Origin of the sequence: Legionella sp. W05-934-2 (genome assembly GCF_964199965.1) — a bacterium.
Classification (GTDB): domain Bacteria; phylum Pseudomonadota; class Gammaproteobacteria; order Legionellales; family Legionellaceae; genus JAFIFT01.
On record NZ_CAXMZT010000004.1, the window covers coordinates 36494 to 59187 of the forward strand.

A 22694-nucleotide genomic window follows, 5' to 3' on the forward strand; every position below is an offset into this window, starting at 1 on the left:
CAACAGCGTATACCTCAAAGGCAGGGGGCTTTTCGCCCATCTTTTCCGCTACCCCTAACTTATTAACCAAGTTTTACAGGGAAGTAGGGATAGCCCTTGAAGGCATCACCCGGCATAATGTCCATTATCTATTCGTTGTTTATCAATGTGAAGTTGCCGTACGTGGGGGTTATCCCATGGCCCATCGATTTTATAGCTATACCCCGTGACACGCTGCACTTCTTTTGTCAGCATTTTATTCACAACCCAAGTCACAGCCCCAGCAATGGGTCCACCTGCTAGGGTGGCAACAACTGGCAAGCTAGCTGTGATATGAGGGACAATTCGGAGATTAACATTATAGGTTTTTTTTATTAAGTTTAAACTTCCTTTTATCGCTGCATAGGCCACAGGCCCATCAATATCACTATTATCAGTCGTCAACATACCATTATTTAACTTAAACTTCCCTTCAAACTTGTCAAAACTATATCCCTTGTTAGATAAGTCACTGAAATCCAATTTCAGACGCCTTGGAATAGTCTGCAAGCTTAGGATAGATAGCATTTTTCCTAAACCAATTTTCTCCTCAGTCTCTTTGCTTAACTCCGTGACAACACCATGACGAAAACGGGCATTTAAACTAGCTGTTAGCTTTGAAAGCTCAATATCCATTAGTGATGTGGGCGATTGACTATTGAAGTCAACTTGCCCCCAATTTGCTGACACAACAGGCTTAATCTTCCATTGAGCGAGCGCCCGTCCTAAATGACTAAAGTGCATGCGACCCGATAGTCTCGTCAGATTATGATCATCTGGCCGACTCCAATCGCCACTCATATTCAATTCATAGAAGGGAGACTTCATCGATAACAGCTCAATCTGCCAGTGATCCGATAAATTATGCCCTTCAATTACCAGCTCGCCCAAAGGCACTTGATTCACCTTTAAAGATTGTATTTTTAAATTTATGTTAGGGATATCTGCGGGTCTTAATCCAGATGAAGCACTTGCTGGCGATACTTTTCGTTGCCAAGATAGGCGCTTGATTAACCCGGTTAATAGATTTTGTTCTTTAAGATAGGTGACATCCATATCCACATTAGCCTGCTTCATCTTCACCTGCCATTTCCCGGGATATGGTTGGGATATTTGACAAGCAGCATTATTCAAATTTTGGTCAAACATACTAAATTGGCGTAGGTGGATATCAATAAACTTCAATTTTTCAGTCAACTCGGATGACTGAGTATCTTTCGGAAATTTCGCGATGATATTCTGCCAAGGGGCTATGGTTAGATTCGGTAATGTTCCCACGATTTGTATGCCTGGCATATCAGGCAATAGTGCTTTGCCGCCCCCAAACCGGATTTCACCGCGATCCAGCGCTATGTGATTATCGCTAAAGGAGTACCACATATTAGTACTGACCACATCCCCCATGCTCACTTCTTTGCGAAACCCTAAACTCGGGTTGAAGGCGATATGCGTTTCAGTGGCTAAGGTTTCCTCTTTTGCCTTGTGTAAGGGCTCAGGAAGATCAATGCTCACGCCTTTTAAGTCGGAGCGAATGTAAAACTCATCTAAATCCGAAGGCTTGTCAGTAATTTTTAAGTCTGCATGGATATTTGTTGCGCCATGAATAAATTGCCAAAAAGGGGATGGTATGATTTTGGACATTTCTGTCGTAGAAGCTCGCCCATCCAACGTTACTTTTAAATAAGCATCTGGGCTAAGCTGGAGGGATTTGAGTTGGATATTCATTGGTTGACGCCACAATAACCCTTGAAGGGCGCCATTTGTTAAACCATGTTGATTAAAGAAAATATGACCATACCCATTAGCTAATGTAAAAGTAATCCCATCATGCGTGACATTGATATCATTATCTTTTAAGGTAACATCACCCAATAAATAGACTGCATGGTGAGCATCAAACAAGGGAATCTCCAGCTGCAAGTCTAAACCTATTGGGCCCGTTACTTGGAAACGTTTCAACTGCTGCAAATGTTTTGCAAGTGGTGTCGAGAATAAATAATCCAACACCGATTGTCCGAGTGATGTGACTTGGGTGTGAATACGAATCACTTCTTTGCTCGAACCTAAATCTGCCACACTTAGCTTGAATCGACTCACCGCGTTATTACCAAATTGACCTTGATACACTGCCGCATCGAGCGTTCTTCCATGCATAGTCAATGACCCACCTAATTGCGTGGCGACTGGCCATCCGGGAACAGGGGCTACGGAAACATCATTCAAGCTTGTTTCAATGAGAAACTGACCCGGTCCTTTTTCATAAGGAAAATCGGCTAGACGCCCTTTCAAAGTTAGCTCCCCCACGAGGCTTCCAATATGCTTAATATCATTGCTAAGCCAATTTTTTAACCCATCTTCCATGACATTATCAGGGATATATGTTTGCCAAAACTCACCTTCTCTTACGATAAATTGTGATTTGAGATCGATGATTGAATCACTTAGCTTGGGGCTAAGAAGCGCCTTGCCAGCAGAACTCATCAATAAATGCTCGTGCTTGATATTGCTATCGAATTGATTCACCAGCCACTTCTCTCCATGCCGCCGCCAGCTCGCTTCCGCTGCAATTGCGATGTTTTTTATTGGCGGATATTTATGTAAGGCAATATTAACTTGGGGTGAAGCAATTTTTAACTTGCCATTGTCTTGTTTCCAATCCAACACACCGGAAAAACCATCCATTTGCCAATTATCCTCAGAGTTGGCGAGTTTATTTAAGTTAAATTGCGTAAATAGATGCGTTAATCCTAGATGATTAAACCCAATATTGAGATGTTTTAAATTGCCTTGCAAATGATGATTAATGATAGGTTGCCATGTCTTAGGCCATAAAATTGGTAGCAAGTGCAACAATTTTAAATCAAGGTTTGGCGAAGCAAGTTGAAAATTGTTATGCTGACTGTCAAAGGTTAGGGAGATGGTTTGATTAGCAAATTTTTCGCCATGAATTTTAAACAAAATATCATTGCTGTTAATCAGCCAGCCAGTATTCGTTGGATGCCAAGCAAATTGGCTGGCAAATTTTTGGATAAAGTACAATCGTTCAGAATTTGGCAATTTGACCGCCGTTTTGGATAATTTAATTCTGCCCTGAAAATTTTGAAGATGTCCTTCTTTTAAATCAATCCATCCTTGAAAGCGTCCACTGCCAGACTCAAATTGATGATAGCTTGTCGGAAATAAAGACTGCCATTGAGTTAATAATATATGATTGATATCAACATAGATTGACCCATTTGATTGCCGCAAATCTTCTGCATTTAAATGCAAGGTTGCTAGAAATTTTAACTTAGATCTGACGGTTTGTCGGGTTATTGCGACGGCTTTAACTTTATATAAGCCTTGATCGTTTTCAATTGAAAGATTCTCCAACGATAATGGAATAATTGTACCACTCTGCAAATGCATGGTCATATTGGTATCTTTAAAATCAATGCGTTGCTGATTTAAAATCCAGCGTAAGATGGCTGGCATGGATTCAACTGAGAGACTATTGCTGCTGGTTTTGACCCTTTCGAGCCCTTTGACTTGCCACTCCCCCTGTTCTTGGTTAATGGCCATATTGAGGCCATCGGCAAGCAAAACCCCCGGTTGTAATTTCCATTGTCGCAAGGAAGACCACAGGTCAATCCCCACGATAAGCTGTTTGATTGTTAAATCCTGATTAACACCATGAGCTAATTCAACTTTATTGAGCCTTATGACCGGCTCAAACCAATACCACCCCGTTTCCATTGAATCAATGGTAATTTTTTCACCAAGCATAGAGGACAGCTCAGTTTCGATTTGACTTTTATATTGACTAATCCAAGGTGTAAGCCCACGGAACAAGCTAAAGACAAGGGCCATGCCTATCAAGATAAATGCAATGGTAAACCAGAGTCGTTTAATTAGCGTATTCACTCTTTTTCTTTGTCAAGTTGTGGGTCGTCATGAATTATCATTGTACCATTGCTTGCTTGCATACTCATCATTTTCTTTTTGTTCAAGCCTGTTTTCAGCTATAATTGCCGATTTTTTTCGAGCTTCAATCAATTTTTCAACTGACTGAACTTTCTTTTGTTTTTCGATGAGAACGAGTTCGCATTGCTTTCGTTGTTTTGCGATCACCGATAACTGGTGATTTAATTGTTTAATGCCCTCATCCAATTGTTCAATAAATAAGAGCCGATTTCTCATGCGGTTTATGTTGCAGCCCGCTTCGCCGATGGACGCTATTTGAGATTGATATTCTTGCCGATACTGCAACATTCTCTCTAACTGTCCCCTAAGATGGTTGAACTGTTTCCTTGCTTCAGCCAAATCCTTTAACGCAGCTTGCTTGTCAGCTTCTTTAATCTTAAGCAAGGTTAATAATTGCTGTATACGCTGCTCAACGTTAGACATGCGATGTTAACCTTCTTGAATAAGTTGGTTGAGTTCTGCAACGCTTTGTTCAAAGGATACCTTATCATTGAGATCCTGATTGATAAAGTCGGTTATTTTGGGTCTTAATTTAATGGATTTATCTATTTCGGGATCGCTTCCTTTTTGGTAAGCACCCATGGTGATTAAATCTTTATTTTTCTCATAAAGCGATAAATATTTTTTAACCCGCGTCAACATTTGAATTTGTGGTTCAGGAACGATAGTCTGCATCACTCTAGAAATGGATGACTCAATATCAATAGCGGGTAACTGTCCACTTTCTGCAAGTTGCCGGCTTAATACGATATGCCCGTCTAAAATGGCCCTAGAAGCATCTGCGATGGGATCATTATGGTCATCACCCTCGGTTAACACCGTATAGAAAGCGGTGATAGAACCACTCCCAGGCATGCCGTTTCCGGCCCTTTCTATCAATTGCGGTAATTTCGCAAATACGGAAGGCGGGTAGCCTTTTGTGGCAGGCGGTTCCCCAACGGAGAGTCCTATTTCACGCTGCGCTTGGGCAAAACGTGTCAATGAATCCATTAATAAGAGAACTTGCCTGCCTTGATCCCGAAAATACTCGGCAATGCTACTTGCCACCATTGCACCATGCAATCGCATCAACGGGCTTTCATCGGCAGGCGCTGCCACGACGACTGCTTTTTTTAATCCAGCTGTTCCTAATGTATTTTCTATAAACTCTTTGACTTCACGGCCCCGCTCACCAATGAGTCCAATGACCACCACATCCGCTGTTGTGAACTTGGTCATCATGCCTAAAAGAATCGATTTACCGACACCACTGCCTGCAAATAAGCCAATGCGTTGCCCCTGGCCAACGGTTAACATCGCATTGATAGCGCGCACGCCAACATCCAACGGTTTATCAATTACTGCGCGTTTTAATGGGTTACAGGGTTCACTGAATAACGAGTAGGTTTTACCATCTTTGATAGCCGTCTTATCATCGATTGGACGACCAGCACCATCCAAGACTCTTCCGAGTAATTTATCACTAACCTTCACTTCTGCAACCGAGCCAGAGGGTATAATGCGCATACCCGCAGCAATGCCACGTGTATTCCCAATGGACATGAGATAGGTCATATCCCCATCAAAGCCAACGACTTCTGCCTCTAAAAACGTACCGTCTGTTCTTTCCACCCAACATCGAGCACCTAACGGTTGATTAAACCCTTTGGCTTGCAGTGTTAATCCCACCGCTCGACTAATACGACCAATCCTGTCTAACCCGGTTCTTGGTTTACTAGTGATGCTTGCCAGCGTTTCTCTTATCGAATCATTCAAGTTAATCATATTCTGCTATCCCGGCATGCGCTATTTTCACCAATTGATTGATAAATGACGCTGCAATGAAGTCGTGAAGGCGTTTAATCATCAAACGCTCCTAACCTTTGGCTTTGTCGTCATTTTGAGGTAAGTGTTGTCGTAATATGTTATTTAGCCGTGTCTCCAATCGTCCATCTACTTCGCTTTGATCATCACGCATATAGAAATCCCCTCTTGCCAGAGTGGCATCCTTTGAGGCAACAGCAAGGATCATTTCCCTATCTTTTGGCAGTAATTGCTCTTCAATCCATTCCAAATCTTCATCATTTACAAAGAGTTTTTTGCCATCTCGTAGACTAGGTAACGCTTGAAGCGCATCTTCAACAATTTTTTGAATCTTCTCCGGGTTGATGGAAAGCTCCACTTGAATGCAATGTTTGCAAACCCAATAAATCGTATCAACAACCTCTGCTTTAATCGATTGTTCAATTTGCTCACTTGGATGGGAAAAAACATTTATCCAATATTGCAATTGTTCTTTTAAATCATCAATTTCTTTCTTTGCAGCTTCTTGGCCTTGAGTGAAGCCTTCAGCATAAGCTCTCTCGCGCATCTCATTTAATTCAGCTTCTTTCATAGCAGACGCAGAAAGCTCTTGCTTTTTAGCTGATTCAACTTGGCGATAATGAATTTCCCAGTTCTTAAATTCCGTTTTTTTCAACTTATCTTCGACTGATTTGAATTCTTTGCTCATAAATGATTCTCATTAACTTGGTATGGTAAGTGGCATTAAATCATTTCTTCGCCACCTTTATTACCCAATGCAATCTTGCCTTCCTCAGCTAGGTTGCGTGCTACGGCTAAAATTTCTCGTTGTGCTTTTTCGACGTCACTCACTTTCACAGGCCCTTGCATTGCCAGATCATCCCGTAATAGATCCCCTGCTCGCTTTGACATATTTTTGAAGATCTTTTCTTTGACAGGCTCAGTAGTCCCTTTCATAGCCAACAACAATTGTTCGGAAGTAACATCGCGAAGCAAGGTCTGAACACTGCGATCATCCATATCGACCAAGTTCTCAAAGACAAACATTTTATCTTTAATTTGCTCACAAATTTCATCATCCCACTCGCCGATTTTATCTAACACTTCCGTTTCCATCGTGCCATCCAGAAAGTTAATCACATCAGCAACCGTTTTGATGCCCCCGACTGTTGCGGATTTAGTGACTTTCTGCCCGCTTAATTGTTTTTCAATTACCTTGCCTAGTTCTGAAATAGCTTCCGGTTTGACCGTATCGATCGTACACATGCGTAAGAGAACTTCTGAGCGTTTTTCAGAATTAAAGTAACTGACAACTTCAGCGGCTTGTTCACTATCCAAATGAATTAATATGGTCGCGATGATTTGTGGATGTTCATTACGAATTAAGTCAGCAATTAAGCGTGCATCTAACCATTTAAGCCGGTTGATACCTGTTTCTTTATCAGTCCCTAGGATACGTTCGATAAATGGTAACGCTTTATCTTCACCCAGGCCATTGATTAAAACTGTTTTCAAATAGTTTTCGTTATCCACCGTCAGGCTTGTTTGATCTTCAATCGAATTGAGAAATTCAGACAATACCTCTTGCATTTTCATTTTTGACACCGTAGACATCGTGGATATCGCTGTCCCGACTTTTTGAACTTGTCTGGGTTCTAAATGCTTCATCACTTCAGAAGCATTATCTTCTCCCATGCCCAACAGAAGGATTGCGGCTCGCTCTATTCCGTCCATACGTTACCCCTTCTCTACCCAGTTCTTAACGACTTGTGCCACACGTTTCGGCTCTTTACCAACAATTTGTCTTAACAATGCAATCTGTCCATCATAATCAACGGGCGTAGGAAGTGCTTTGGTATCTTCATCATCGCCATCGCGGCCACCGGCATATTGTCCCAACCGTTTCCTATCTTTTTCATCTGTGACCAAATTTCTAAACAACGGTCTGAGTAGGCCAAAGATCAAAATCAACACGATAATCGCACCAACAACCTGTTTGATTATCGACCACACCATAGGCTTATTCCAGAAGCTCTCCGAAGGCATTGGTGCAATCGGTTCTGGTTGAACAAAATGAGAGTTAATAACATTTAAGCTGTCGCCACGCTTTAAGTCAATGCCGATTGCATCGGATACCAACGCTTTGATTTGATCGATTTCCTCTTTAGTCAATGGTTTTTTCACCATCTTCTTCTCTTTTTCATCCATGACTTGACGATCATCCACCAAAACAGCAACCGATAACCGTTTTATTGCACCTGGACTATTGCGTGTATGACTGATGGTTTTGTCCACTTCAAAATTTTTGGTGCTTTGCTTACGATAGGATGAGGACGTTTCCTGTTCATTATTGCTGACATTCCCTTGCTCTGCCTTACCCTGATTTGGTCTTAAACTCGCCGCGTTAGGAGGAGAGTTTGATAACGATCCTGGAACGCCTGATGCATCCGTTTCAGAACCTGTTTTCTCTTCCATGCTTTGTTCAGAGCGAATAGCCGCTTGATCTGGATTAAAAATTTCTTGCGTTTGTTCATGCGATGTAAAATCGATATCTGCGGACACTTTGGCATTAACACGGCCAAACCCTAAGATGGGAGTCAAAATATCTTCAATTTTTCGTGCGTATTGCTGTTCAATTGTTTGCCGGTAATCCAAATACCTGTCCGTTTGAGTAAACAAACTCGCACCAGCACCTTCACTTAACAACTTTCCATTTTGATCCACCACAGTAACACGACTAGCAGACATACTGGGAATGCTGGAAGCAACCAAGTTAATAATCGAAGAAACGGTTTGTTTGTGTAAGTCGCGGTTAGAATAAGTATCCACAAAAACAGAAGCGCTTGGCTCTTTAGCATCGCGAACAAACGCTGACTCGCGAGGAATGGCTAAATGAACTCTGGCTGCTTTAATATCATGAAATTGTCCAATCGTGCGCGCCAACTCCTTTTCTAAAGCAAGCTTATAACGCGCGCTTTCCATAAATTGACTGTAATTAAAACTATTGCTATTGCTTAGAAAATCATAAGCAGCACCTTGATTTTCTCTTGGCAAGCCTTCCGATGCCAATTTCAATCTTGCCGACTGAACTTTGGCGGCTGGGACAAGTAATTGCCCGGTGTTACTGTCAATTTTAAATTCAATCCCCTCTTTATGTAGGGTATCCATAATATCACCGGCATCTCGCTGATCAAGCTGGCTATATAAAGGCATATAATTGGGATCACGTGACCAAAGCACCACCCCCACGCCAATCGCGACACTTGCAGCCAAACCGAGCATCAACCCTAATTGGCGTGGAAATGATAAATTTGCAATTCTATCAGCTGCATTTTGAATATTATTCGTAACAGCCATCGGTCACTCCTTTGCTCTTATTATTTTGACCTTAAATAGGCATATTCATGACATCGTGATACGCTTGTAACAATTTATTTCTAACTTGAATCGTCGCTTCAGTGGCTAGATTTGATTTCTGAGATGCAATCATCACTTGACTCAAACTAACTTGATCATCCCCTAGCTCATAGCTTGTCCTTAAAGCATCCGTTTGCTGCGACAAATTATTGACGCCTTCAATGGCATTTTTAAAGGCGGTGCTGAACGTTGGTTGTGTTGATTGAACCTCTAATGCATTCCCACCGTTAGCTTGTGAAGCCATGATACGCATTTGATTAACCAAGGACACCATATTCACTTCGCTCATTGATAATCCCCCTTTAAGATAACTTATTTTTCAGGCTTAAATCACCCGTTTGAGATAAGTTATGCAAATGGCATGCCTGAATGACATCTTGCTCGCATAAAACGAGCGATCGTTGTATCACATTATCTAATTCACGCACGTTTCCTGGCCAGGAATGCTGCATCAACAACGCTTCCGCCTCTTTTGAAAGTGACGGAACAACCGGCCTATTTTGATGGCAATATTTGCTGATTAAGTAATTAGCCAGGGGAATAATATCGGCTTGTCTTTCTCTTAGGGGCAGGCAAGTCAGGGGGAAAACATTCAGTCTAAAATATAAATCTTCGCGAAAACTCCCTTCTTGTACGGCCATTTGTAGTTTACGATTGGTGGTAGCAATCACTCGGACATCCAAAGGGATCATTGCTTGACCACCTAAGCGCTCGACTTCTTTTTCTTGCAATACCCGTAGCAATTTGGCCTGTAGAGCCAGCGGCATTTCACTGACTTCATCCAGTAATAAAGTACCGCCATTGGCCTGTTCAAATTTACCAGGTGCACTTTTGTATGCGCCCGTAAAGGCCCCCTTTTCGTATCCAAATAACATGGCCTCTAACATGTTATCCGGTATGGCGGCACAATTCACAGCGATAAATGGCTTATCGGAGCGGCTGGATTGAAGGTGAATAAATTGAGCAACGACTTCCTTGCCACTGCCACTTTCTCCTTCAATGAGAACGCTAACATCACTGGCTGCTACTTTTGCAGCGAGTTGCATTAGTCCGCGACTTGACTGGCATTCAGCGATTGGATCAAACCCTTTTCCATCAAAAGTGGGCTTTAAAAACCGGTTTATTTTATCCAACAAAAATTCGCCGGAAAATGGCTTTTGTAAATAATCCACAGCGCCAAGTTGCATTGCTCTCACCGCGTCATCTACTTCACTATAGGCTGTCATTAATATGACTGGCGTGGCTGGCATTTTCTCATGGATGGATTGCAGAAACTCAATTCCACTCACCCCATCCATTCGCACATCGGAGAGAATTAAATCAGGGTGCATTTGAGTTGCTAGCTGGAACGCTTGTTTTCCATTGTTGGCATGTTGGCACGTAAAGCCCGCTTCCTCGATTGTTTCTACGAGTAAATCAGCTAACGTTTTATCATCTTCAACAATTAATATTTGCCGCATATTCTTTCCCTGTATGATGACTGACCGGTAAAATGAGTCGTATTGTGGTGCCTATATCCGGTGTTGAATCAATGGTGACTGTCCCGGCGTGTTGATGGATAATTGACTCAACAATGGCCAAACCCAACCCTGTTCCCTTTGCTTTCGTCGTAAAAAACGGATCACATACTTTCTCTAACATCGATTTAGGCATACCACAGCCGTTATCTTCAATATCAATGGCAATGAGCGTGTCCCAAATAGGATAAACCTTTATCTTGATATAGCTTGCTTTGGCTTGCAAGGCATTATCCAATAAATTGAATAAACAACCCGTTAGCGCTTCAGCATTCGCTATCATTTGCCAATGCTCATCCACAAGACTCTCACAGATTAACTCAACGGGGTTATCGTGCACATATGTCTTTGCATGATTTTGCCATTGAGAAAACCAGTCGGTGAGATGGATGGACTCTTTCTTCAATTGTTCACCACGGCAGTAAGCAAGTAAATCATGAATTTGCCGCTCAATGGATAGATGGCATTGCTTCAACTTTTCCATCAATCCTTGTCGTTTATCTTCGGTCGTGGTTGTATTTAAACGCTCCGTCAATAGCATGGCAGACGCCAAAGGGGTTCTAAGTTGATGTGCCAGTTGGGCCGTCATCTGTCCGATGGCCGATAATCGTCTTTGATGTGCTAAATGACGTTGTAACGTTCGAGAAGGGGTGACATCCACTAAGGTAATTAATTGTCCAGGATGATCTTCGATGGTAGACAAGGATACCTGCAACAACCGACCATCTTGAGTAGCCACTTCCAAGCCATCGGGTTGCATTTGCTGAAAACAATGCTGCATGACGGCATCCCAAGGGCTTCCTTGCCAATCTTTCCCTAATATCAGCTTTGCGGCGGCATTTAACCAATCGACCTTGCCATGATTATTGACCCAAATCACAGCAAATGGCATTGTTTCTAGTATCGCATCATTTAACATATTGTTTTTATTGAAGTCTGTGTTATAACTTTATGTTACTCCAAGATGCAGGGGATGAAAATTACTCGACGCAAAAAATAATACCCCTCGCACAGGTCGATGAGATAAAACGATGTTTAAAGTGTTGAAAAGTATTATGTATTGTTGCTATTTTGCTTAAATTCAGGCATTATCCATATCTTTTATAACAATGGTTAACAATAATAGAGGACCCATGGCGAAAGAAGAAAGTATTGAAATGCAAGGTACTGTTGTTGATACATTACCTAACACCATGTTTCGAGTGGAATTGGAAAATGGGCATGTCATAATAGCCCACATTTCAGGTCGAATGCGCAAAAACTATATCCGCATTCTCACTGGTGATAAAGTCACTGTTGAGCTGACACCGTATGATTTAACCAAAGGACGAATAATTTTCCGAGACAAAGGTTAAACCCCTTATCCCTTCTCGCCGAAAATACCTGTTTATGGAACGTAGTAATAGGGATTTGGCATCTTAAAACCTTTCAGCGTATACCCACCTGTGATATCGCTCTCTTGGTCTCCGATACTGGCAATAATGGTATAACCCAAATCAGAGATTTCCCGTCGAGCTTGCGTCTTAAAGGGGATGATGGACTCTTGAAGATAGCGATCAGGGCGCATATATAAACCTGTCCATTTCTTATAGCCTGCTTCCTTCAAGTTTTTTATGGTAGCCATTTTTTCAGACTCAGTGCGACCTGTGACAAAAAAAACTGCCACGCCCTGCTTGCGTGCTTCATCGTATAACGCCAACATGGGAGGAATCGCAGGCGATCCGCCTGACATGATTTCACGATGAACGGTTTCTCTATCGCCGATAAAACTTCGTGCTTCCAGTTTGCTATAGTTGCTTAAACTTGTTTCATCAATATCTAAGACAATCGCCAGTTTTTTGTGTTTATTTTGTATTCGGTTAATTTGTAATTTAATGTACTTCCTAGCTTTCTCAACAACCGATTTTGCATCTTGCATATAAGCGCCCGAATGATAATAGCGGGTCACCTTATGACGGAGCGTTGCTAAATTGGATGGCTCTTGGGCAAATGCATAAGAAGTAAACAACAAACAAATGGTTGGTATGATGAAAGATAAAATTCGGCCCACAGTGACTTCAATGGTTTAAAAATTTGCTCAATTGTATCATTGAATTAACAGTTTGAAAATAGACTATTTTCCCAAGAAACAACTTTTAAATATATTCAACCGCAATAATATCATACTCAACCACACCATCGGGTGTATGCACTTGCACGGTATCGTCAATCTCTTTACCAACTAAAGAACGACCAATCGGTGAACTGTAGGAAATTTTACGATGCTTGAGATCGGCCTCATCTTCACCGACTATTTGATAAGTAACCTCTTTATCCGTCTCATTATTAATGACCGTCACTGTGGAACCAAATATCACTTTCCCATTATTTTCCATCGTCTTAACATCGATAATATGTGCAACGGATAACTTTGCTTCTAGCTCCTGAATGCGGCCTTCATTAAAGCTCTGCTGTTCTCTTGCCGCATGGTATTCAGCGTTCTCTTTTAAATCGCCATGAGCTCTCGCCGTGGCGATTGCCTCAATAATACGCGGTCTTTCAACTTGCTTTAATCGGGTTAATTCTTCTTTAAGAGCATTTGCTCCGGCAACCGTCATCGGATGTTTTTTCATATTTCCCTCAGTGTAAATCTTGTAATTTAGTCACGGTTTGGCGATCTTCATACTTTAATGCCAAAGCCGCGGCTTCTGCCCCAGATAGGGTTGTCGTGTAGCTAATTTTTTGTTGCAAGGCGCATCGTCGAATAGCAAAGGAATCAGCTGTCGCCTTTTTCCCTTCAACCGTATTGACAATGAAGTCAATTTCATTATTTTTTATCAAGTCAACAATGTGAGGGCGACCTTCTGCGACCTTATACACTCGCCGGCAATTAATTCCAGCAGCTTGAATCACTAGAGCCGTCCCTCTGGTCGCAACGATTTCAAAACCCAATTCAATTAAACGCCTTGCAATTTCCCCAATGCGAGTTTTATCAGCATCTTTAACAGAGACAAATGCACGGCGACGCTTAGAAATTTGGCCATCGGCACCACGTTGGGCTTTTGCATAAGCTTGACCAAAGCGACGAGCAATGCCCATGACTTCACCGGTTGATTTCATTTCTGGCCCTAAAATTGAGTCAACCCCAGAAAATTTAATAAAGGGAAATACGGGCATTTTGATGGAATAAAAAGCAGGCATGGGATAAGTCGGGCCTAGGCCTTGGTCTTTTAAACTTTCACCCGCCATGCACCTAGCACCAATTTTTGCTAGTGGTAGTCCCGTTGCTTTGGAGACAAAAGGCACGGTTCTTGACGCCCTTGGATTGACTTCCAAGACATAAATATCATCACCTTGGATTGCAAATTGAGCGTTTATCAAACCCACAACCCCTAATTCTAGGGCTAACCGTCTCATTTGATCGATTAAATCATGCTGCACGACGGAGCTTAGGCTAAAGGGTGGTAATGTACAAGCCGAATCACCGGAGTGAACCCCTGCTTGCTCAATATGCTCCATGATGCCACCAACCATCACTTCCTTCCCATCACAAACCGCATCGACATCCACTTCGGTGGCGTCATTTAAGAATCGATCTAATAACACTGGCGAATCGGGTGATACATGAACCGCATGTTCTAAATAATGGGCAAGATCATCGGGATGATACACCACTTCCATCGCTCGTCCTCCCAGCACATAAGAGGGGCGTACAACCAGCGGGTAGCCGATTTTTTCAGCCACTTTAAACGCTTCATCCATGCTTCTTACAGTGCCGTTTGGTGGTTGATTGAGACCCAGTTTGTTAACCACCTGCTGAAACCGCTCTCTGTCTTCTGCTCGGTCAATGGCATCGGGTGAGGTCCCAATGATAGGCACACCGTTATCAGCCAGCGCCTTGGCTAATTTTAACGGCGTTTGTCCACCATAGTGAACGATAACGCCAAAAGGTTTTTCCAGTGCTACGATGGCAAGCACGCTTTCTAAGGTTAACGGTTCAAAATACAGTCTGTCAGAAATATCAAAATCCGTTGAAACCGTTTCTGGGTTGCAATTAACCATGATGGTTTCAAACCCTTTTTCCCGCAATGCCATGGAAGCATGCACACAACAATAATCAAACTCAATGCCTTGCCCAATACGATTTGGACCGCCGCCCAGAATCATGATTTTCTTCTCATTCGTGGTAGGCTTTGCTTCGCAGTTAGGCCAATAGCTTGCATATAAATAAGCCGTATCCGTCGGAAACTCGCCCGCACACGTATCAATTCGCTTATAGGAAGGAAGGATGTCCAGCTTGTTGCGAAGGTCGCGAACGGTTTGCTCATCGGTTTGCAGCAGGCGGGAAAGTGTTTTATCAGAAAACCCTTTCAGCTTGTATTCCCGCATTGTGACAGCATCTATTTTGTCTATTTTATGCCCTTGTAATTGTTTTTCCATCTCAATGATCTGCTCAATTTGACGTAAAAACCAAGGATCGACTTTCGCTTCTTGGTGGATTTCTTCGATTGACATGCCTAGTCGAAATGCATCGGCGATGTACCAGAGCCTATCAGGCCGTGGTTCTCTTAATAAGCCAGGGAGTCTTGCCATATCCTGCTCATTTAACAGCGGTGTTAAGCCAGCACGGCCTGTTTCAAGCCCTTGAATTGCCTTTTGTAAAGCAGCACAAAAATTATCTCCAATCGCCATGACTTCGCCAACCGATTTCATTTGAGTCGTCAATGTTTGCGGTGTTTGCGGGAATTTATCAAAGTTAAAGCGAGGAATCTTAACCACCACATAATCGATACTCGGTTCAAACGATGCAGGCGTTAGTCCGCCGGTGATTTCATTTTCTAGTTCGTCTAAGGTATAACCCACTGCCAGCTTTGCAGCAATTTTAGCAATGGGAAAACCCGTGGCCTTTGAAGCAAGTGCTGAGCTTCTTGAGACCCTTGGATTCATTTCCACCACCAGGACGCGTCCATCTTCAGGGTTTATTGCAAACTGAACATTCGCACCACCCGTTTCAACACCGACCGCCTTTAATACTTTAATAGCCGCATCTCGTAAGCGCTGATACTCTTTATCAGTTAGCGTCTGTGCCGGAGCGACAGTAATGGAGTCACCCGTATGGACTCCCATGGGATCAAAATTTTCGATTGAGCAAATAATAATACAATTATCGTTCTTATCGCGCACCACTTCTAACTCATATTCTTTCCATCCTAACACTGACTCATCCAGTAAAAGTTCTCGAGTCGGTGAAAGATCTAAGCCTTGCTGGCAAATCTCCTCAAATTCTTCTTTGTTATAGGCAATGCCACCGCCGCTGCCACCCATGGTAAACGAAGGACGAATGATGGTGGGGAAACCCAGTTGATCTTGTACTTGAAGCGCTTCTTCCATACTGTGAGCGATATGAGACCGAGGCATTTCCAATTTATTTTTTTCCATCAGTTGGCGGAACTTTTCTCTATCTTCGGCCTTATCAATCGCCTCTTTGGTTGCACCAATCATTTCAACGTTGTGTGTTTCCAAAACGCCATGTCGATGTAAATCAAGGGCACAGTTTAAAGCCGTTTGACCACCCATGGTGGGCAAAAGGGCATCGGGCTTTTCCAGTTCAATGATGCGAGCAACTTCTTGCCACTGCACTGGCTCAATATAGGTTGCATCCGCCAGGCCAGGGTCTGTCATGATTGTCGCAGGATTTGAGTTCACCAGAATAATACGATAACCCTCTTCTTTCAGAGCCCGTACCGCCTGGGTACCAGAGTAATCAAATTCACACGCTTGGCCAATAACAATGGGGCCGGCACCAAGAATGAGGATAGATTTTATATCGGTACGTTTTGGCATAATGCTATCTATTCAATGAAAGTGCCCTATTCTAACGATTTATGGGTCAATTTTACAGTGTATTGTTACGATAATTTGTATTAAACCGACTCATTTGCTGCCAAATTGCGAAATTAACGATAAAATATTCAAACAAATTCTAAAAAATAGAAAGTTATAAAGGCCTCATCAAATCCCATTTCCTGATTCATTCGAGTTTGAAACGAGATTAAGCATTTAAAACAGGCCTGATATATCAATTGCTTCATATATCCATCTTCGAAGTGCTTTGGATGCAGACCACCTGTTTAGTTTGGATTGATTACTACTTAGGGCATCTGGAAGTTCAGTATCGGCTGTGGGTAAGTCGATATCGAACCATAATTTTCTTTGGTTGATGCCTTAAATAACCCAAACTTCACCTGGCTGAGTTCACTTAAAGACTTTGCCTCAATCACATCCTTGGCGCTAAGCGCTACTTGTTGTTTCTTAGGGAAAAAAAGTAAGGGGTTATTATCAGGCTCTGTTGGCTTTTGCTTCTCGATTAAATGATTTAGCCAAAACAGACTCAAGCTAAAGACGACGGTAACACCCACCATCGGGCCAATTGGCAAGTTTAGCGCAAGAAGAAGCATCAGCGGTGCGCCAAGCAAGAGCAAGCCTTGAAACATTTTCTTGTTTTTTTGATAAATTATCATTTGCTGATAGAACATTTTTTTTTCGATTAAAGCCGCTTTATGGTCATCCGTCTCACTCTCGGATAGCGCTAATAACTTTTCATTGATAGTCTGAATATACTGACCATACAGTTTGGCATCATCGTCAATTTGGGCTAACGTTTGATAAACGGTAAGCCCAAGTGCTAGCGCCCCTCCACCCATCAAGATCCAAGGGGCGGCAGGGGAAAAAATCGTTAAGTAAAAGGCAAAATCTGGCGCAAACATCATCATCATTGCAGGAATAAACATCAAACTCACCGCCACATTTCGCTTTAGCTGATGCTGTTTAATCTGCCACTCATGGGAATTTAGGCATAATTGTTGTTGCTGAATATAAAGCTCGACTACGGCTAATTCTATTTTTTCTTTATATTTAACAGACAAAAGAGGTAACGTGTTTTGATTATCTTGTTCATGACTTTCTAATTTTTGTTTTAAATCACTAAAAGCGCTCTCAAGCAACTGAAGTTTTGTTTCTATCGCCTGCTTTTGCTTTTCATAATCGGCTTTCGCTTCATTAAGCTCATAAATCGCACTGCCCACATCAAACACCATCAAAAATACGTTTAATAGCGCACCACCTAACGCATGGAAGGGCGAAACACGTCCGTTTAGCCAGAAGTAAGACAAGAAGTTAACTAAACCCCACACGATATCATTAAGTATTTGAAATTTTCGGTTTTTCCACTCAGTTAAAATTTTAGCATGGGTGTCAAGCGAATTGTCATCATCAACCACAACACTTGAGTCCATAAAGTGTCTTAGCAACATAAAGAGGTTGAGTGACAGCCTAAAGCCGTATAAAGAAAAACTCACCACGCTTAAGAAATTTGAAGGGATATTGAGTCGTTGATTAAACCGCTCAAAATCAATGTCTGGGAAGCAATCACTGATATTTGGTAGGTGATAAATACTATCAAGCAGGCCGCCATTGCCACCCACCCAAAGCCAATAAAGACGCCAGTAGTTTGCGTCTGTCGCCTTATCAATCACCTCATCGATAAGCAAGTAGGTGTAAGCATTAAAGTCAGAAGCAGCTGCATCAACCTTACCAAGCGACGGGGTATTATCTACGATGCTTATTTCAGTTGATTCTGTTTGACTGGCCATAATTACCTACCTCATTTCATATTACTACCTGCCTCCCTACTTAATTTCCATTGGCAGCTTTAAAAAAAGCCGTCCTCACTCGTTTATACCACATTCTAACACAGGCTGAGATTATAATAGACAGTTTGTTGGTGCTTTTTTGCTAAAAGGCATGCTTTCCACCAAAATTTATAGGTAACCAACCAATCTATCATTCCATTTAGACTTTTCGAATAATCACGAGTAGATAAATCGACTTAATTTAAACAAATTTTCCACCATCCAATTTGAGTTCCTTGGCCGTGAAGGATGTCGAATGGTTAATAATTGTTTACCAATATTTTTGCCTTCAAACAATCGTTGTAAGGTTTGAGGGATATTATCAAAGCCTTCTTGCATATCAATAAGTTGTTTGATTTTCCCACTATTTTGCCAGTGGTAGAGTGTCATTAATGCCTTAGGTAAATCTCGCATATAATCTAATATGACAAAGCCGTGCATGCTGGCACTTTGCGCAATTAAATTGAAGATATTTTTCGTTCCTGGGGCTTCTGCTTTAGCAATGCTCTCTTCCGTCAATAGATTATATTGGGAGATGGCGCCACATAATATAACGCGGGCAAATTTGTTCAGGTGAGTTAAGGCTATCTCCAGCGTTTCACCGCCAACATTATCAAAATAAATATCGATACCATCGCCAACAGCGTCTTTAATTTGTTTGACCAAATCCCCTGATTGATAATCAATGGCTCTATCAACGCCTAGATCATCCAAGAGAAATTGGCATTTTTTCTTACCTCCAGCAATGCCAATGACGGTGGCCCCTTTGAGTTTAGCAATTTGACAAGCCATTGAACCAACAGCACCAGCGGCTCCGCTAACAAGCACCGTGTCTTTTGCATTAACTTTAGCAATTTTATGCATTCCTAACCATGCTGTCACACCGGTGATACTGAGTGCTGCGACCATAACAGGATCCAAAAAACCGGGAATAATTTGCGGCTTTGCGAAATCTTTTTCTTGCGGGTCATACAGTTTATAGTCCTGCCAACCTAAATTACCATAAACAAAATCGCCAACCTTAAATTTGGAATTTTTTGATTCGACAACTTGGCCAATCCCAAATGCTCGCATCACCGAATTTAAGGGAATTTTAGGGACATAACTATCAATGATTGCCCAGATTCGTTGCGTCGGATCAAACGACAAATAATTAGTCTCAACCAACACCTGCCCGTCGTTCAATGTATCTATTTGCTCAGTGACTTGCGAGAAATTGTCTTGTGAAAACATCCCTGTTGGCCTTGAAACAAGCTGCCATTGTCGATTGGTATATATTGATGTCATGGTATGTCCTTATCATTGGGTATATTCCCGTGATCATTCAAAAAGCGAGTTTTCTGCATGTTGAATGAACACAGATATAAGTTTCAACTATCACCTTTAGTTTGTTTTTCGAAAGAAACTAATTTTCGAAGATATCGCTCAAGAAGCCCAAGGTATTCATGCAATGCAATATCGGTATATACTAAATTATGAGCATTGGGAATATAGCGTTTTTGCCACCGCTCATCCTGCCAGTAATAGGTTAGGTCAGCTGGCGCAGCGATGGGATGGAGACCTTGATCTTGAAATAAAGCCATACTCCTTGGCATATGAGCAGCCGATGTCACTAAATAAAAGCGTTCCTTTCCTAATGTTTGTTTCAATAACCTGGCTTGGTCTGCTGTGTTGAGCGATTGGTTCTCAATTTTAATATTCAGCAAAGGCACACCACATTGTATCGCTAAGTTTTTTAGTAGCTCTGCTTCAGGAATTTGACGCTTATAGCCCCCACCCGAGAGCAAAAGTGTCGATTCAGGAATCGCTTTCCACAGACGAATAGCGGTAAGTAGTCGCTTTATGCTTGCACTGTTAAGCACTATATCCGCTGGTTGGCTTGCTTCATCTGCCTGACCACCACTTAATACCACAATGGTTTTAATCGATTGATCCACATTTGCAATTGGCGGATAGATAGATTCCAGTTTTTTCGTTAATAGGGCAGGAAAAAATGCGGTAGAAAATAAAATAAACAGCATGATGCCAAGCAGTAACAATCGTCTTGCCCAAACAATTTGCCAACTGAAATAGAGCGCAATGATAACGCAGAGTAAAGCAAGGAAAAAAGGACTAACCAGCGCTTCTATCGTGTGTCGTATGTCAGTCATTTATGCCACCCTTCGCATTAGCATCAAAGCAATTAGCGCAAATATACACGTGGGTGCTATCGCAGCGATGATGGGCGATAATTGGAAAACTTGACTTAATGGCCCAAAAAATTTATTTAATAAATGGAAGCCAAATCCTGCCGTTGCACCAGCTAGAAATTTCGACCCCATCGTTGAGCTCCGAAGCGGCCCAAAAATAAAGGGGATAGCCAAAATAATCATCACAATCGCACTAAAGGGTTGCATGAGCCGCTGCCAAAACGCTAACTTATAAACTAATGTATTTTCGCGGGCGACTTTTTTTACTTGAATAAACCGCCAAAGCGTTTTCAGACTCATCTCATCAGGCTCAGCAGAAGTCACCTTTAAAATCTTAGGTTGAACAGGGATATCCCATGTCATTTGTTTGTGGTGCTGTGTGGCAGTGTGATCGGTGTTAAAAACCGTTTCTTGAACCTGATGAGCAATCCACTGCCCACCCTCAAAAACGATTTCCCCCATATGCCTCGCCATGATTAATTCATTCTGCTCATCAAATCGATATTGAAAAACATTTTTCAAGGTCATGGGTTCAACAACAGAGCCGATGCTAATGTATTCATTCTTATGTCGTATCCATACTCCCTGGGAAGTCCGCAACGTTTGACCACCACTGAGGGCTAACATTTTCACATCATTAGCATAATAGGCCATTTTAGGGACGAGGGTTTCACCTAGGGCGGTCACAATGACAATCAACAATAACGTAAATTGCAAGACAGATTTAGCAATTCTAAGGACAGACATCCCTGCGGCACGCATGACAATTAGCTCTCGATGGCTAGCCATCAAGCCAAGACCTACTAGGCTGCCTAATAGACAGGCAACTGGAAAAAATAAATAGACTTGATAAGGGGCTTGTAGCAAGACAAAATAGGCCGCGCGAGTAAGCGTAAATTCGGCTCGACCAATATCGTCGAGTTGATTAACAAACAAAATAAAAATCTGTAGCCCTGTTAACAACACGACCACTAGCGTGATCGATGCCAGAATAGTTTTACCTATGTAGCGATCAACCAGTTTCATAAACGCTTCACCTTGCTTTGCCAAAGGAGCAAACCTGCTAATATTAAGAACACCACGTGCAGCCAATTCATCCCCACCCAAACAGGGACTTTCCCTGCCTTCAACCAATCCCTAGCAATGAACATGAAGTTTGCATAGACCACATAAATTAGAATCGCAGGCATCAGTCGCGCAAACTTTCCCGAGCGCGGATTGACCTGGCTTAAGGGAATCGCAATGAGCGTCAAAATCAAAACCATCAAGGGAACGGATAACCGCCATTGCAATTCAGCCGCTTTATTCAAATTTGGGTTATTGTAGGGTAATAAGTTCGCGGTTGGTTCGGTTCGGATATCTTGTTGCAAATTCACAGTTGGATGCGGCAACCGGGCACGGTATTGACCAAAATGCACAACTCGATAATCCGCTCGGCCAGGTTTGCCTTCATATTCCTTCCCTTCATTAAGGATAACGTATTCCTCACCATTTTCTACGTCGGTTTGAGCGTGTGCATCCTTAGCCCACATAATATCCCAACTCCCTGGATTACTTTTTGACTGTTTAGCAAGAAAAATATGGTTTGCTTCATCATGATCTCGGCTAATCGATTCAACATAAAACACTTCTTTTCCACCATGAAACGCTTGGAATCGGCCTGGCATAATCGTTTGAATGAGCGTTTGAATGCCGGTTGATTTTAGCAATTTTGTGCGTTCTTGATTGATGTAGGGACTTAAAAAAAGCATGACACTTAGAACGAGCAAGAACACTAAACTTGCCATAGTCATTGTTTGCTTTAGCAAGCGACTTTGGCCATAGCCACAAGCATGTAAGACCGTCATCTCACTTTCTGCATACATACGGCCATAAGCAATCAAAATGGCGACATAAAATCCTAACGGAAGTAATAAACCTAGCAAATTGGGAAGTTCAAGCATCATGAGCTTTAAAATCACCATGCCTGGAATTTGACCACTCGCAGCGCGACTGAGATAACGAACAAACTGGTTGCTCATAAAAATAAGCAATAAAATACCCGTTAGAGACACTAACGTGATAAAGATTTCTTTGGCTAAATAGCGAAAAATGAGCACAGTTGCGATTCTTCTTGCAGTGGAATATTTTGTTTACAC

Annotated in this window: 18 protein-coding genes; 1 reads left to right on the plus strand and 17 read right to left on the minus strand. The window is 42.1% G+C overall.

The genetic code is table 11. From position 1 onward, the window contains the following. Window positions 1-105: 105 nt before the first annotated feature. The 9 genes from AB3348_RS05480 to AB3348_RS05520 form a co-directional block, all read right to left on the minus strand. The gene (locus tag AB3348_RS05480; RefSeq protein ID WP_367606572.1) at window positions 106-3921 is read right to left on the minus strand and encodes a YhdP family protein; all 3816 of its coding nucleotides are present in this window, start codon (window positions 3919-3921) and stop codon (window positions 106-108) included. 27 nt (window positions 3922-3948) lie between these two features. Continuing rightward, window positions 3949-4404 carry a flagellar export protein FliJ gene (gene fliJ, locus AB3348_RS05485; RefSeq protein ID WP_367606573.1) on the minus strand — a complete coding sequence of 152 codons (456 nt, stop codon included), beginning with the start codon at window positions 4402-4404 and terminating at the stop codon, window positions 3949-3951. 6 nt (window positions 4405-4410) lie between these two features. Next, window positions 4411-5745, minus strand: a complete 1335-nt coding sequence (fliI, locus tag AB3348_RS05490) for a flagellar protein export ATPase FliI (RefSeq protein WP_367606574.1) — start codon at window positions 5743-5745, stop codon at window positions 4411-4413. 91 nt (window positions 5746-5836) lie between these two features. Further along, window positions 5837-6472 carry a FliH/SctL family protein gene (locus AB3348_RS05495; RefSeq protein WP_367606575.1) on the minus strand — a complete coding sequence of 212 codons (636 nt, stop codon included), beginning with the start codon at window positions 6470-6472 and terminating at the stop codon, window positions 5837-5839. A gap of 35 nt (window positions 6473-6507) precedes the next feature. Further along, the gene (gene fliG, locus AB3348_RS05500; protein ID WP_367606576.1) at window positions 6508-7497 is read right to left on the minus strand and encodes a flagellar motor switch protein FliG; all 990 of its coding nucleotides are present in this window, start codon (window positions 7495-7497) and stop codon (window positions 6508-6510) included. 3 nt (window positions 7498-7500) lie between these two features. Then, window positions 7501-9120, minus strand: coding sequence for a flagellar basal-body MS-ring/collar protein FliF (gene fliF / locus AB3348_RS05505; RefSeq protein WP_367606577.1), 1620 nt, complete (start codon window positions 9118-9120; stop codon window positions 7501-7503). A 31-nt stretch (window positions 9121-9151) separates the two neighbouring features. Next, window positions 9152-9469 (minus strand): flagellar hook-basal body complex protein FliE, encoded by a 318-nt coding sequence (fliE, locus tag AB3348_RS05510; RefSeq protein ID WP_367606578.1) that lies wholly within the window; start codon window positions 9467-9469, stop codon window positions 9152-9154. 13 nt (window positions 9470-9482) lie between these two features. After that, a complete protein-coding gene (locus tag AB3348_RS05515; protein ID WP_367606579.1) occupies window positions 9483-10640 on the minus strand; it encodes a sigma-54-dependent transcriptional regulator in 1158 nt (385 codons plus the stop codon). Next, window positions 10618-11616: a PAS domain-containing sensor histidine kinase gene (locus AB3348_RS05520; protein WP_367606580.1), complete on the minus strand. Its 999-nt coding sequence runs from the start codon at window positions 11614-11616 to the stop codon at window positions 10618-10620. The genes AB3348_RS05515 and AB3348_RS05520 overlap by 23 nt, the downstream gene beginning before the upstream one ends. Window positions 11617-11830: 214 nt before the next feature. Between AB3348_RS05520 and infA the strand changes: the two genes are divergently transcribed. Further along, complete coding sequence (gene infA, locus AB3348_RS05525; protein ID WP_367606581.1) at window positions 11831-12052, plus strand: translation initiation factor IF-1; 222 nt, start codon at window positions 11831-11833, stop codon at window positions 12050-12052. Window positions 12053-12084: 32 nt separating this feature from the next. Here infA and AB3348_RS05530 read toward each other — a convergent pair whose 3' ends face one another. From AB3348_RS05530 to lptF, 8 genes are all read right to left on the minus strand, one after another. Then, entirely contained in the window at window positions 12085-12747 is a 663-nt protein-coding gene (locus tag AB3348_RS05530) for an HAD family acid phosphatase (protein ID WP_367606582.1), read from the minus strand. Between the two features lie 85 nt (window positions 12748-12832). After that, window positions 12833-13309: a transcription elongation factor GreA gene (greA, locus tag AB3348_RS05535; protein WP_367606583.1), complete on the minus strand. Its 477-nt coding sequence runs from the start codon at window positions 13307-13309 to the stop codon at window positions 12833-12835. A gap of 7 nt (window positions 13310-13316) precedes the next feature. Beyond that, window positions 13317-16520, minus strand: coding sequence for a carbamoyl-phosphate synthase large subunit (gene carB / locus AB3348_RS05540; protein ID WP_367606584.1), 3204 nt, complete (start codon window positions 16518-16520; stop codon window positions 13317-13319). Between the two features lie 308 nt (window positions 16521-16828). Next, window positions 16829-18328, minus strand: coding sequence for a hypothetical protein (locus AB3348_RS05545; protein WP_367606585.1), 1500 nt, complete (start codon window positions 18326-18328; stop codon window positions 16829-16831). A 216-nt stretch (window positions 18329-18544) separates the two neighbouring features. After that, window positions 18545-19654, minus strand: a complete 1110-nt coding sequence (locus tag AB3348_RS05550) for an NADP-dependent oxidoreductase (RefSeq protein WP_367606586.1) — start codon at window positions 19652-19654, stop codon at window positions 18545-18547. A gap of 83 nt (window positions 19655-19737) precedes the next feature. Beyond that, window positions 19738-20517 carry a YdcF family protein gene (locus tag AB3348_RS05555; protein WP_367606587.1) on the minus strand — a complete coding sequence of 260 codons (780 nt, stop codon included), beginning with the start codon at window positions 20515-20517 and terminating at the stop codon, window positions 19738-19740. Then, window positions 20518-21582, minus strand: a complete 1065-nt coding sequence (gene lptG, locus AB3348_RS05560) for an LPS export ABC transporter permease LptG (RefSeq protein WP_367606588.1) — start codon at window positions 21580-21582, stop codon at window positions 20518-20520. It abuts the gene before it with no gap. Next, entirely contained in the window at window positions 21579-22655 is a 1077-nt protein-coding gene (gene lptF / locus AB3348_RS05565; protein WP_367606589.1) for an LPS export ABC transporter permease LptF, read from the minus strand. Before lptF ends, lptG begins: the two co-directional genes overlap by 4 nt. Between the last annotated feature and the right edge of the window lie 39 nt (window positions 22656-22694).